This window comes from Salmonella sp. NW177, from assembly GCF_051811585.1.
GTDB classification, from domain to species: domain Bacteria; phylum Pseudomonadota; class Gammaproteobacteria; order Enterobacterales; family Enterobacteriaceae; genus Salmonella; species Salmonella enterica.
Genome location: NZ_JAMMZV010000006.1, coordinates 153613 through 167276, shown reverse-complemented (window position 1 = coordinate 167276; position 13664 = coordinate 153613). Strand labels below are relative to the sequence as shown.

General features: G+C 54.9%; 8 protein-coding genes. 3 read left to right on the top strand and 5 right to left on the bottom strand.

The window, feature by feature from the left end:
• Nucleotides 1-218: 218 nt before the first annotated feature.
• The 5 genes from serS to lrp all read right to left on the bottom strand — a co-directional run bounded on the left by serS (nt 219) and on the right by lrp (nt 8534).
• The gene (serS, locus tag NA986_RS17420; protein ID WP_000886697.1) at nt 219-1511 is read right to left on the bottom strand and encodes a serine--tRNA ligase; all 1293 of its coding nucleotides are present in this window, start codon (nt 1509-1511) and stop codon (nt 219-221) included.
• Nucleotides 1512-1769: 258 nt separating this feature from the next.
• Nucleotides 1770-3113: a replication-associated recombination protein RarA gene (gene rarA / locus NA986_RS17415; protein WP_000067785.1), complete on the bottom strand. Its 1344-nt coding sequence runs from the start codon at nt 3111-3113 to the stop codon at nt 1770-1772.
• Between the two features lie 9 nt (nt 3114-3122).
• Nucleotides 3123-3734, bottom strand: a complete 612-nt coding sequence (gene lolA, locus NA986_RS17410; RefSeq protein ID WP_001519746.1) for an outer membrane lipoprotein chaperone LolA — start codon at nt 3732-3734, stop codon at nt 3123-3125.
• A gap of 142 nt (nt 3735-3876) precedes the next feature.
• Nucleotides 3877-7905, bottom strand: coding sequence for a DNA translocase FtsK (ftsK, locus tag NA986_RS17405; RefSeq protein WP_198910054.1), 4029 nt, complete (start codon nt 7903-7905; stop codon nt 3877-3879).
• 134 nt (nt 7906-8039) lie between these two features.
• Complete coding sequence (lrp, locus tag NA986_RS17400; protein WP_000228469.1) at nt 8040-8534, bottom strand: leucine-responsive transcriptional regulator Lrp; 495 nt, start codon at nt 8532-8534, stop codon at nt 8040-8042.
• Between the two features lie 546 nt (nt 8535-9080).
• Between lrp and trxB the strand changes: the two genes are divergently transcribed.
• The 3 genes from trxB (at nt 9081) to cydC (ending at nt 13651) form a co-directional block, all read left to right on the top strand.
• Nucleotides 9081-10049, top strand: a complete 969-nt coding sequence (trxB, locus tag NA986_RS17395) for a thioredoxin-disulfide reductase (RefSeq protein ID WP_000537407.1) — start codon at nt 9081-9083, stop codon at nt 10047-10049.
• 113 nt (nt 10050-10162) lie between these two features.
• Entirely contained in the window at nt 10163-11929 is a 1767-nt protein-coding gene (cydD, locus tag NA986_RS17390; RefSeq protein ID WP_023216395.1) for a heme ABC transporter permease/ATP-binding protein CydD, read from the top strand.
• Nucleotides 11930-13651, top strand: a complete 1722-nt coding sequence (gene cydC / locus NA986_RS17385; protein WP_023216394.1) for a heme ABC transporter ATP-binding protein/permease CydC — start codon at nt 11930-11932, stop codon at nt 13649-13651. It begins immediately after the preceding gene.
• The last annotated feature ends 13 nt before the right edge of the window (nt 13652-13664 follow it).

Here is a 13664-nt window from a genome sequence, read left to right as displayed (position 1 = left end):
CACAATAAAAAAAACAATAAAACGATGTATAGAATTTTATATAGCGATAGCATCGCTATAAAGTCTGATATATATCGAAAAAGTAGAAAAATAGTGTTAAAAACTGACCTTCATTCGAAATCAGTATTACCCCTAATAGGGTAGGGATTATTGTCCGGTATCAAACTGGCATAAAAAAAGCGCCCGAAGGCGCTTTTTAGAAGAGGAGAAAGCGAGGATTAGCCGATATATTCCAGTCCGTTCATGTACGGACGTAATACTTCCGGCACTTCAATGCGGCCATCAGCCTGCTGATAGTTTTCCATCACGGCCACCAGGGTACGACCTACCGCCAGACCAGAACCATTCAGGGTATGGACCAGACGGGTCTTTTTGTCGGACTTGCTGCGACAGCGTGCCTGCATACGACGCGCCTGGAAGTCCCAGACGTTAGAGCAGGAAGAGATCTCGCGGTAGGTATTCTGCGCCGGAACCCAGACTTCGAGGTCATAGGTTTTGCAGGCGCCGAAGCCCATATCGCCAGTGCACAGAATGATTTTACGATACGGCAGTCCCAGTAGCTGGAGCACTTTTTCCGCGTGGCCGGTCATCTCTTCCAACGCAGCCATAGAATCTTCCGGGCGAACGATCTGCACCATCTCAACTTTGTCAAACTGATGCATACGAATCAGGCCACGGGTATCACGACCATAAGAACCTGCTTCAGAACGGAAACAAGGCGTATGCGCCGTCATTTTAATCGGCAGCTGATCTTCGTCGATGATTTCATCGCGTACCAGATTGGTCAGCGGAACCTCCGCCGTCGGGATCAAAGCATAGTTGCTGCTGTCTGCTTCTTCTTCCAGCGGACGGGTATGGAACAAGTCGCCTGCGAATTTCGGCAGTTGACCCGTGCCATACAGCGTGTCGTGGTTAACCAGATACGGCACGTAGTTTTCGCTATAGCCGTGCTGTTCCGTATGCAGATCCAACATGAACTGCGACAATGCGCGATGCATACGCGCAATCTGTCCTTTCATCACCACAAAACGGGAGCCGGTCAGCTTAACCGCGGCGGCAAAGTCGAGGCCGGAGTGCATTTCCCCTAAGGTGACGTGATCGCGGATTTCAAAATCAAACTCACGCGGGGTACCCCAGCGGCTGACTTCAACGTTGTCGTTTTCATCTTTACCTACCGGCACTTCATCCGCAGGCAGGTTTGGGATGGTCAGCGCGATATCGCGGATCTCCGCCAGCAAGGTATCCAGCTCGGCTTTCGCCGCATCCAGCTCTTCGCCCAGTTTATTCACTTCCAGGCGTAAAGGCTCGATATCTTCCCCGCGCGCTTTCGCCTGGCCGATGGATTTCGATCGAGAATTACGCTCCGCCTGCAGGTTTTCCGTGTTGACCTGCAAAACTTTACGACGCTCTTCAAGAGCGCGCAGCTTATCTACATCCAGCTTAAAGCCCCGGCGTGCCAGTTTTTCAGCGACTGCGTCTGGCTCATTACGCAGCAGATTGGGATCGAGCATGCTTATCCTGTGCTTATCGAATAATAAAAGGAAACGCGATCAATTGATGATCGCCTCTGATTGTATTGATGAACGTAAACCCCGTTTACGTAATAGCGACGCTTTCGCCTTACCTGACCGACGACAGCAACAACGCATCCATTGCGCTATACCCGCGGACCTCATAAGCAACGTGCTATCAGGCATAACGAGACTCATCATCAACGCCATGATACCTGGAGCATCATATTTAGAGATAACCTTACCGCAACGTTTACACTAGCGGTAGCGTTTTGTGGGGCTATTTTGATCCTGTTCAGCCAGCCAGGCGAGCTTTTCGCCAATCTTGCCTTCCAGACCACGATTTGTCGGATGATAATAGCGCGTTTGCGCGATTTCCGGCGGGAAGTACACTTCACCCGCAGCATAGGCATTGGGCTCATCGTGGGCATAGCGGTATTCCTGGCCATAGCCCATCTCTTTCATCAGTTTGGTTGGCGCATTACGCAGATGGACAGGAACGTCATAATCAGGGCGTTCGCGCGCGTCGGCCAGCGCAGCCTTAAAGGCGGTATAGACGGCGTTGCTCTTCGGCGCGCAGGCGAGATAAACGATAGCCTGCGCGATCGCCCTTTCGCCTTCAGCCGGACCGACGCGGGTGAAACAATCCCACGCGGCAATAGCGACCTGCATCGCGCGCGGATCGGCATTACCCACATCTTCCGAGGCAATCGCCAGGCAGCGACGCGCCACGTACAGCGGATCGCCTCCCGCGGTAATGATACGGGCATACCAATAGAGGGCGGCATCCGGCGCGCTGCCGCGCACTGATTTATGTAAGGCGGAAATAAGATCGTAGAAGCGATCGCCTTTGTTATCAAAACGCGCGCTGCGCTCGCCGGCGATCTCGGTCAACAAGGCGGGCAATAAAACGCGTTTGCCGCTGTCATCCGCCTCCGCCATATCAGCCATCATTTCCAGCGTATTTAAGGCGCGCCGCGCGTCGCCATTGACCAGCTCAGCAATCGCTCGCCGTGTCTCATCCGGTAACACAATATCCTGATCGCCGTAACCACGCGTTTTGTCCTGCATCGCCTGGTCCAGTACTTGCTCGATATCGTCAGTGGTCAACGATTTCAGCAGATAGACCCGCGCTCGCGACAAGAGCGCCGAGTTCAGCTCAAAAGAGGGATTTTCCGTGGTCGCGCCGATAAAGGTGATAGTGCCATCTTCGATATGCGGTAAAAAGGCGTCCTGCTGGCTTTTGTTAAAGCGATGCACTTCATCGACAAACAGGATGGTACGGCGACCGGCATTACGATTCTGGCGGGCGCGCTCGATAGCTTCACGAATCTCTTTTACCCCAGAAGTGACGGCGGAAATACGCTCGACATCGGCGCTGGCGTAGCGGGCGATCACTTCAGCGAGCGTGGTTTTCCCCGTCCCTGGCGGCCCCCATAAAATCATGGAGTGCAGATGCCCGGCCTCAATAGCGCGAGGCAACGGCTTACCTGCGGCCAGCAAATGCTGCTGGCCGATATACTGCGCTAAATTTTCCGGCCGCATTCGCGCGGCCAGCGGTTGAAACGTATTATCAGAAAAATCGAGCGACAGATTGCTCACTCATCGCCTCTACTTACGTTGGTCGTCTATCGTTACCCCTTGCGGCGGAGTAAACGTAAATTTTGACGGATCAACCGCGCCGTTTTGCTGGGATTTTAGCTGATAGGCGCTACGCTGATCGTCTTGTTCTACGGCGCTAAACTGGTGGATAGTCCCGTCGCGTCCCACATTGATGGTGAACTGTTTCAGATTGCCGTTGCTGGCTTTCGGCGTCAGCACAAAATTATCGCCATCCTGCTTAATATTATATTGCTGCCAGTCGCTGGCCTGGTTGCGGGCAATCAGCATAAACGGTGTATTTCCGGTGGCATCTTTCAACCACGTGGCGGTAGCCTGTTCTACAAACGGGTTATAGAACCATAACGTTTTGCCGTCAGAAACCAGAATACTCTCGTCAGGTTGCGTCATATGCCAGTTGAATAGATTTGGCCGCTTAACCCATAAATCACCCTGTCCCTCCTGCACCGCGGCACCGCTGCCATCGGTGACTTTTTGAGTAAAGGTGGCATGAAAGCTGCTCACTTTATCCAGACGGCTTTTCAGAGAGCTGGCGGCGTCAGCCCATACGCTGCTGGCTACAACGCTTGAAAGTAATGCACAGGCGATTGCCATTTTTTTCATCATTATTCCTCAGGTTTCGACACTCCCGACCAGGAGCTCCTTTTGCTTTCTATTCCAGGCCAAAAATCAGCATGAGGAAAGAAGAAAATACTGAATTTTGTTGCCGGATGGCAGCCTGCACAGCGCCATCCGGCTTACAGGTTTACTCAAAAGGCGGCGGAGCCAGCACTTCACGATTACCGTTATGCCCCTGAGCGCTGACAATACCCTGCGCTTCCATCTGTTCGATAATACGCGCCGCACGGTTATAGCCGATGCGGAACTGACGCTGAACGCCGGAAATGGACGCTTTACGCTTCTGGGTGACGAAATTAACGGCCTGATCGAATAGCGCATCTAATTCTTCGCCGCCGTCAAAACCGCCACCGCCACCTTCGCTTTCGCTGTCGGAGGTAATGCCATCCACATATTGCGGACGACCGCGCGCTTTCCAGTCCTGCACCACCGCATGGACTTCCTGGTCACGCACAAACGCCCCATGGACACGTACCGGCATGGTGGAGTTTGGTCCGGAATAGAGCATGTCCCCCATTCCCAATAGCGACTCAGCGCCACCCTGATCAAGAATGGTGCGGGAGTCGATCTTGCTGGATACGGTAAAAGCGATACGGGTTGGAATGTTGGCTTTAATTAAACCAGTAATCACATCGACCGACGGACGCTGCGTCGCCAGTACCAGATGAATCCCCGCGGCGCGCGCTTTCTGCGCCAGACGCGCGATCAGCTCTTCAACTTTTTTACCGACGGTCATCATCAGGTCGGCAAATTCATCAACCAGTACCACGATATACGGCAGTTTTTCCAGAACCGGATGCTGAACATCCATACTGTCGCCCGGCTTCCAGTACGGGTCCGGAATCGGGCGTCCCATGCGGGCCGCTTCGGCGATTTTCTCGTTATACCCAGCCAGATTACGTACGCCGAGCGCGGACATCAGCTTATAGCGACGCTCCATCTCATTGACGCTCCAGCGTAACGCGTTAGCCGCGTCTTTCATGTCGGTAACAACTTCTGTCAGCAGATGCGGTATACCTTCATAGACCGAGAGTTCTAACATTTTCGGGTCGATCATGATAAAGCGAACGTCTTCCGGCTGCGCTTTATACAGCATACTGAGGATCATGGCGTTAACCCCGACCGACTTACCGGAACCGGTCGTACCGGCCACCAGCAGGTGAGGCATTTTCGCCAGATCCGCCACTACCGGATCGCCCGCGATATCCTTACCTAACACCACGGTAAGCGGCGACGGATTCTCGCGGAATTTGGCGTTATCCAACACTTCGCGCAGATAAACGGTTTGCCGTTTCTTGTTCGGCAATTCCAACCCTACGTAAGGTTTGCCTGGAATGACTTCCACAACGCGTACGGCTACCGTTGACAATGAGCGCGCCAGATCCCGGGAAAGGTTGGAGATACGCGCTGCTTTAACGCCCGGGGCCAGATTCAGTTCAAAACGAGTAATGACCGGGCCTGGCGAATAGTTCACCACATCAGCTTTAATGCGGAAATCCGCCAGACGCGCTTCAACCAGACGCGCCATTTGTTCCAGCGCAAAGGTATCTACCGGTTCAACTTCGCTCGGCGGCGGCGTCAAAAGATCTAACGAAGGCAGCGGCGTCGTCGGACGCTGTAATGGACGACTGTCGCCGTTACGCATCAACAGCGGGTGGATCAGGCTGTCTTGCGGCGCTGTCGGCTGTTGCGGCTGCTGATACTGCGGTTGCGGCGCTACCGGCTGTTGCGGCTGCTGATACTGCGGCTGAGGCGCTACCGGCTGTTGCGGCTGCTGATACTGCGGCTGCTGATACTGCGGCTGCGGCGCTACCGGCTGTTGCGGCTGCTGGTACTGCGGCTGAGGCGCTACCGGCTGTTGCGGCTGCTGATACTGCGGCTGAGGCGCTACCGGCTGTTGCGGCTGCTGATACTGCGGCTGCTGATACTGCGGCTGCGGCGCTACCGGTTGCTGAACAGGCGTTGATTCGGGCATGACACCCGGCGTGAACAGCGGTTCGTGCGGACCTTCATCAACCAATACCTTCATTGGCGAGAAATCCAGATCGTCCAGTGAGAACGGCTGCGCGCCAGCGGGTTGCTCGCCGGAATAGCGCTGCTGTTGCGAAGCGGCAAACTGGCGGGCTAATTCAGCTTCCGCAGCGGTATCGTCATCTTCTGCCTGTTGCGTATCATGCTGATACGTCTCACCATAACGATGCTGCTGCGACTGCGCAAACTGACGGGCTAACTCGTCCTGATGCATTGCATCTATTTCTTCATCGGTTAGCTGCACGCCCGTCTCGTACTGATTGCGCTCCGCCTCGCGGGCTTTTTCTTCTGCAATCCTCTGTGACGGCAGCTTAATACCGTACGATGCCAGTTCCCGTCGGGTCGGCACGCGAACGCGGTTCGGACGCGGCAGTTGCGGACCAATCCCCTCTTTCACCTGCGGACGCGGCGCGCCGCCGGTAGCCAGACTAAATGCAGGCGCAGCGGCCGCGGCGCCTGCTGCCAGGGCGCCACTCTTAATACCTGCGTCAAGCGACGCGGCGGCGGCTACCGCTTCCACTGGCGGTATGGACGGCGCGACAGATACCGTAGGTTTGACCGGCACGTTCTCTTTTACCGGCTCCGGAATCGGTTGATACCATGCCGCCAGTTGTTCGCGCTCACGGGCGCGTTTCTCTTCCACCTCTTCAAAATAGTAAAGCGGAGGACGGGCAGGTCTGGTCTCTTCTGTGTCAGGTTCAGGCTCGGTGGCAACCGGCTGTTCGATAGCCGGCGGCGGCATGTGAGAAGGTTCAGCCGCTATCGGCTCCGGCTGATAAACCGGCGTCGGCTGATGGGTCGGCTCCGGCTGCCAGTGTTGTTCGGCATCCGGCGCCTGCCATTGCGGCTGTGTTTCCTGCGGCGCAAGAGAGTCATATTCTGCTGCGGTCGCTGGCGTCGCGGCGTATTGCGGCGCGGAAGCGACAGGCACAGGTTGCTGCCACGGCGCACTTTGCGCCTCTTGCGGTTGAGCATATTGCGGATGCGGCTGATACCCCTCCGGCGCAGGCGCGATAACCGGTTCGCCGGTTTGCGGCCCCGGTACGGGCTGCCACTCCACGGTCGGTTGCGCGACAACCGGCTCAGCCCCAGGCATGGGCGGCGTTTGCATTATGGGATCGGCGGACGCTGCCCACGTCTGGGTGACGGCAGTTGCAGCCGCAGCGGCGGCGACCGGTTCGGTGACAGAATGGCCGTTTAACAGCGGATCATATTCATCATATTCCGGCTGCGTCGCACGGTTGCCCGAAAACAGAACGTCGTCGGGATCGGCAGCGACGCCGCGCGCGCTATACTGAATGTCCTCGTCATCATCCATCCGTTTGCCGGAAAAGAGCGCGGCATCGGTCTGACGGCCCCGTGGATTGCTGAATTTTTCAGCCAGTCGCTTACGACGCGCCAACGCGCCGCGCAAAATACGCGCCCGGCGAGATTCACGCTGCACGCCGTCGGTTTCTTCATCGTATTCGTCATCATACTCTTCGTCGTCAACCCACGTATCATCACGCCGGGTACGGTTGCTGGCGAAGGTCAGTATATTAAGCAGCCAGCCGCCTAATTTTTCGGCGATACTGACCCAGGACCAGCCGGTAAAGAGCGTCAGCCCGGCAGCCCAAATACAGAGAAGCATTATCGTTCCGCCGCTACTATGCAACAACGGCTGCAGCGTGGTGCTTAACAGGCTGCCAATTACGCCGCCAGAGGCGAAATACCAGATATCGTCAGCATTAATGGCCGCCAGACCGCAGGAAGTGAGAATCAGCGCCAGCACGCCGATAAGGCGTAGCGACACAGCAAAATAGTCGATGTAATCATCCGTAGACTGATGACGCCACGCAAACCAACACCCGCCGACAATAATGACAGGGATGGTGTAGGCCATTACGCCAAAAATAAAGAACAGTGTATCGGCCAGCCACGCGCCCGGCGCGCCGCCTAAATTATGGATGGGTTCATGCCAGGCGGTTTGCGACCAACTGGGGTCCGAAGGGTTAAAGCTCAACAAGGCCGCCATCAACCAGACGGCAAAAAGGGCAATAAGTATCAACAACGCTTCCAGAAGTCGGCGCCCGCTGCTTAACTTCGTCAATGTGACGTCTTTGTCTTCAGTATATTCCTGGCTCAAAAAAGGCTCTCCAGGTTCCAGGCTTTTCCCGCCCGATGCTAAAACGGACAACAGCACCGGGTTGCCCCGGCACTGTTGCTGTATGGATTAACAGGAGTGTAATCAAACTACGGCGATTTTGCACCTGTTCCGTGTTAGCGTGTCTTAATAACCAGACGATTACTCTGTTTTACCTCTTCCATCACTACGTAAGTTCGGGTGTCGTTCACACCAGGCAAGCGCAGCAACGTCTCTCCCAATAGTTTTCGATACGCTGACATATCCGGTACACGGGTTTTCAACAGGTAGTCGAAATCGCCGGAAACCAAATGACACTCCTGAATCTCTTCAAGCTTTTGCACGGCGGCATTAAACTGTTCAAACACATCCGGCGCGCCGCGATTTAAGGTAATCTCAACGAATACCAGAAGTGACGCATCCAGATAATGCGGGTTCAACAGCGCCGTATAGCCCTGGATAAACCCCTGTCGCTCCAGCCGACGCACACGCTCAAGGCAAGGTGTCGGCGAAAGTCCTACTCGTTTAGAAAGCTCGACGTTGGAAATACGCCCATCCTTTTGCAGTTCATTAAGAATGTTACGATCGATACGGTCGAGATCTTTGCCAGGGCGCTTCTTGCTATCTACCATTATTATTGTCTCTCTGTATTCCTTCCCTACTCCTGCCTGACTCTACTCACATCACTGTTCAGAGTCGCTGCCCATCACAATAGACCGAAACCCAGAGGGATTAACGGCGCGCAATGCCTGGTCTATGGTGAGAAGACCGTTGCCTCACGGCAGCTATCGACATCACGAATGGCGTCTGTCCACGCCATGCGTAGATTTCACTAGCCCGGTAAACATGGTATTTACATGCATGATTATGCAGCACATACATAACACAGTTTTTTTCTTCCTCGAATGTTTTCGCAAAACAGCAGGTGATTGTCAAAGCAAAACATCGATTTTTAGTACAACATGCCAGTTATTCATTAGAGAGGGCGGTAAACTGTCATTTCGTCACCTTATAAGTTACCGATTTTAATTAAAGTTTGTGATGATAACGTCGCTGTCGCGGTCGTTCATCGGTTCATGCTATTACACATATTGTTAACAAAATCGTTATGCTCTTTTTTTACGTCTGTAAATTCCCTACAATTCTGCTCATTGTCTGCCAACAACTATGGGGATCTCATGGGCACGACCAAACACAGTAAGCTGCTTATTCTGGGCTCAGGACCGGCGGGATATACCGCGGCGGTGTATGCCGCACGCGCAAATTTACAGCCGGTACTTATTACCGGTATGGAAAAAGGCGGTCAACTGACTACCACGACGGAAGTGGAAAACTGGCCCGGCGATCCAAACGATTTGACCGGCCCGCTGCTAATGGAACGCATGCATGAACATGCGGCAAAATTTGAAACCGAGATAATCTTTGATCACATCAACAACGTGGATCTGCAAAATCGTCCGTTCCGTCTGACAGGTGACAGCGCAGAGTACACTTGTGATGCGTTGATCATTGCGACCGGCGCTTCCGCGCGCTATCTGGGGCTGCCATCGGAAGAAGCCTTTAAAGGGCGCGGCGTTTCCGCCTGCGCAACCTGCGACGGTTTCTTCTACCGCAATCAGAAAGTGGCGGTGATCGGCGGCGGCAACACCGCGGTTGAAGAAGCGCTTTATCTGTCCAACATCGCTTCGGAAGTGCACCTTATCCATCGCCGTGACGGTTTCCGCGCTGAAAAAATCCTCATTAAGCGCCTGATGGATAAAGTCGAAAATGGCAATATCATTCTGCACACCAACCGGACGCTGGAAGAAGTGACCGGCGATCAGATGGGCGTTACTGGTCTGCGTCTTCGCGACACGCAGCAAAGCGATAATATTGAGACGCTGGACATCGCCGGACTTTTCGTAGCCATCGGTCATAGCCCAAACACGGCGCTCTTCGAAGGCCAGCTTGAGCTGGAAAATGGTTATATCAAAGTTCAGTCCGGCACCCATGGCAACGCCACACAAACCAGCATCCCTGGCGTATTCGCGGCGGGTGACGTCATGGATCATATTTACCGTCAGGCGATCACCTCTGCAGGTACGGGCTGTATGGCGGCGCTGGATGCTGAACGCTATCTCGATGGTCTGGCCGACGCGAGCAAATAGTTTTTACAAATCAGTAACAAAAGTAAAAAAGGCGACTATAAGTCGCCTTTATTTTTGCGTCATTGTAACATTGCCCTGCCTGAAATTCCAATAACTCACCTGCTAAGCGTGCAATGAATAAAACCCGTCAAAAAGAGCTGACCCGCTGGTTAAAACAGCAAAGCGTAATCTCCCAACGGTGGTTGAATATTTCCCGCCTGTTGGGGTTCATGAGTGGCGTATTAATTGTCGCTCAGGCCTGGATCATGGCGCGTATCCTGCAACATATGATCATGGAGAACATTCCACGGGAAGCGCTGTTGCTCCCTTTTATCCTGCTGATACTGGTCTTTGTCCTCCGCGCCTGGGTGGTGTGGTTGCGCGAGCGCGTCGGTTTTCATGCCGGACAGCATATTCGCTTTGAGATCCGCCGTCAGGTGTTGGATCGTCTGCAGCAAGCCGGCCCAGCCTGGATTCAGGGCAAGCCCGCCGGTAGCTGGGCGACGCTGGTGTTGGAGCAGATTGACGATATGCATGACTATTATGCGCGCTATCTGCCGCAAATGGCGCTTGCCGTTTGCGTACCGCTCTTAATCGTGGCGGCGATTTTCCCGTCAAACTGGGCGGCGGCGCTGATTCTGCTGGGCACCGCCCCGCTCATTCCCCTATTTATGGCGATGGTAGGAATGGGCGCGGCTGACGCCAACCGCCGCAATTTCCTGGCGCTTGCCCGGCTAAGCGGCCATTTTCTTGACCGTCTGCGCGGGATGGAAACGCTGCGAATTTTCGGTCGTGGAGAAGCGGAAACCGAGAGCATTCGCGCAGCATCGCAGGATTTTCGTCAGCGCACGATGGAAGTTCTGCGCCTCGCCTTTTTATCTTCCGGCGTGCTGGAATTTTTCACCTCGCTTTCTATTGCGCTGGTCGCCGTTTATTTTGGCTTCTCTTACCTGGGCGAGCTGAACTTTGGTCATTACGGTACCGGTGTGACGCTCGCCGCCGGGTTCCTCGCCTTGATCCTCGCGCCGGAGTTTTTCCAGCCATTACGCGACCTCGGCACGTTTTATCATGCTAAGGCGCAGGCGGTTGGCGCGGCGGATAGTCTGAAGACGTTTCTGGAAACGCCCCTCGCCCACCCGGCGCGCGGCGAAGTTGAGCTGGCGGAAAACGAACCTGTAACCATTGACGCAGTCAATCTTATTATCACCTCGCCAGAAGGCAAAACGCTTGCCGGGCCGCTGAATTTCTCATTAGCGGCAGGAGAACGCGCCGTCCTGGTAGGACGCAGCGGTTCCGGTAAAAGCTCTCTGTTGAATGTATTATCCGGTTTTCTCTCCTATCAGGGCTCTTTGCGTATTAACGGTGTCGAGCTTCGCGATCTCTCGCCGGAATCCTGGCGCCAGCATCTCTCCTGGGTCGGACAAAACCCGCAATTACCTGCGGCGACGCTACGCGAAAATGTATTACTGGCGCGCCCGGACGCCAGCGAGCAGGAACTTTATGCCGCGCTTGACGCCGCATGGGTAAGCGAGTTTTTACCGCTGCTGCCGCAGGGAGTAGACACCCCGCTCGGCAATCATGCCAGCAGACTTTCCGTCGGCCAGGCACAGCGTGTAGCGGTCGCCCGTGCGCTACTTAATCCCTGTCAACTGCTACTGCTGGATGAACCGGCGGCAAGCCTGGACGCTCACAGCGAGCAACGCGTCATGCAGGCGTTAAAAGCGGCGTCAAAACGCCAGACCACATTAATGGTGACGCATCAGTTGGAAGATCTCTCCGACTGGGACGCTATCTGGGTTATGCAAGATGGCGCGATTGTCGAACAAGGCAGTTATGCCGAACTCAGCGCCGCCAACGGCGCTTTTGCGACGTTATTGGCTCACCGTCAGGAGGATATTTAAATGCGCGCGCTACTCCCTTATCTGACGCTTTATAAACGCCACAAATGGATGCTAACGCTGGGAATTGCGCTGGCAATCCTGACCCTGCTTGCCAGTATCGGGCTGCTGACGCTTTCCGGCTGGTTCCTGTCCGCGTCCGCTATCGCAGGCTTCGCGGGAATTTACAGTTTTAACTATATGCTCCCGGCGGCCGGCGTGCGCGGCGCGGCCATTACCCGTACCGCTGGTCGTTATTTTGAACGTCTGGTAAGTCATGACGCCACGTTCCGCGTGCTGCAACATCTGCGTATTTATACCTTTAGCAAACTTTTACCGCTCTCCCCCGCGGGTCTGGCGCGATATCAGCAAGGTGAACTGCTGAACCGCATCGTTGCCGACGTCGACACGCTGGACCATCTCTATTTGCGCGTCATCTCCCCGCTGGTCGGCGCTTTTGTAGTGATTATGATTGTCACCCTGGGGCTTAGCGTTCTCGACGTGACGCTGGCGATCACGCTGGGCGGCATTATGCTGTTGACGCTGTTTATTATGCCGCCGGTGTTTTATCGCGCCGGCAAAAATACCGGCCAAAATCTGACGCATCTACGAGGTCAGTATCGCCAACAGCTCACGTCATGGTTACAGGGCCAGGCGGAACTCACCATTTTTGGCGCCAGCAAACGCTATCGGGCGCAAATGGAAGCCACCGAATTACAATGGCATGAGGCCCAACGCCGACAGTCTGAACTGACCGCCTTATCGCAGGCGTTAATGCTGTTGATTGGCGCGCTGGCGGTGACGTTAATGTTGTGGATGGCCTCCGGCGGCGTTGGCGGCAATACGCAGCCCGGCGCGCTCATCGCGCTGTTTGTCTTCTGCGCGCTGGCGGCTTTCGAGGCGCTTGCGCCCGTTACCGGCGCATTCCAGCATCTGGGGCAGGTTATCGCCTCTGCGCTTCGTATCACTGAATTAACGGAGCAAAAACCGGAGGTGACCTTTCCACAGGCAGAAACTCCCGCGCCGGAAAAGGTCACACTCACCCTGCGGGACGTTTCGTTTCGTTATCCCGACCAGCCGATTAATGCGCTCAATGCCCTCTCATTACAGGCTAATCCTGGCGAGCATGTCGCTATTCTGGGGCGTACCGGCTGCGGAAAATCAACGCTGTTGCAGCTACTCACCCGCGCCTGGGACCCGCAACAAGGCGAAATTCTGCTCAACGATCTTCCGCTATCCTCGCTGAGCGAATCCGCCTTACGCCGGACTATCAGCGTGGTGCCGCAGCGTGTCCACCTGTTCAGCGCCACGCTGCGTGATAATTTATTACTGGCGGCGCCCAATGCCAGCGACGAAGCCCTTTCCGACATGCTGCGTCGCGTCGGCCTCGAAAATCTGCTCGAAGATAGTGGGCTTAATAGCTGGCTCGGCGAAGGCGGTCGCCTGCTATCCGGCGGCGAACTTCGTCGTCTGGCCATCGCCCGCGCGCTGTTGCATGATGCTCCGTTAATGCTGTTGGATGAGCCCACTGAGGGGCTGGATGCGACCACCGAGAGCGAAATGCTGGAATTACTTGCCGATGTGATGCGCGAAAAAACCGTCCTGATGGTGACTCACCGTTTGCGCGGCCTGGCCCGTTTTGATCAAATCATCGTAATGGACGACGGGCGCATCATTGAGCGAGGCACTCATGCAGAATTGTTAGCCGGGCAAGGGCGCTATTATCAGTTTAAACAACGTCTGTAAGCTATTATTGAAC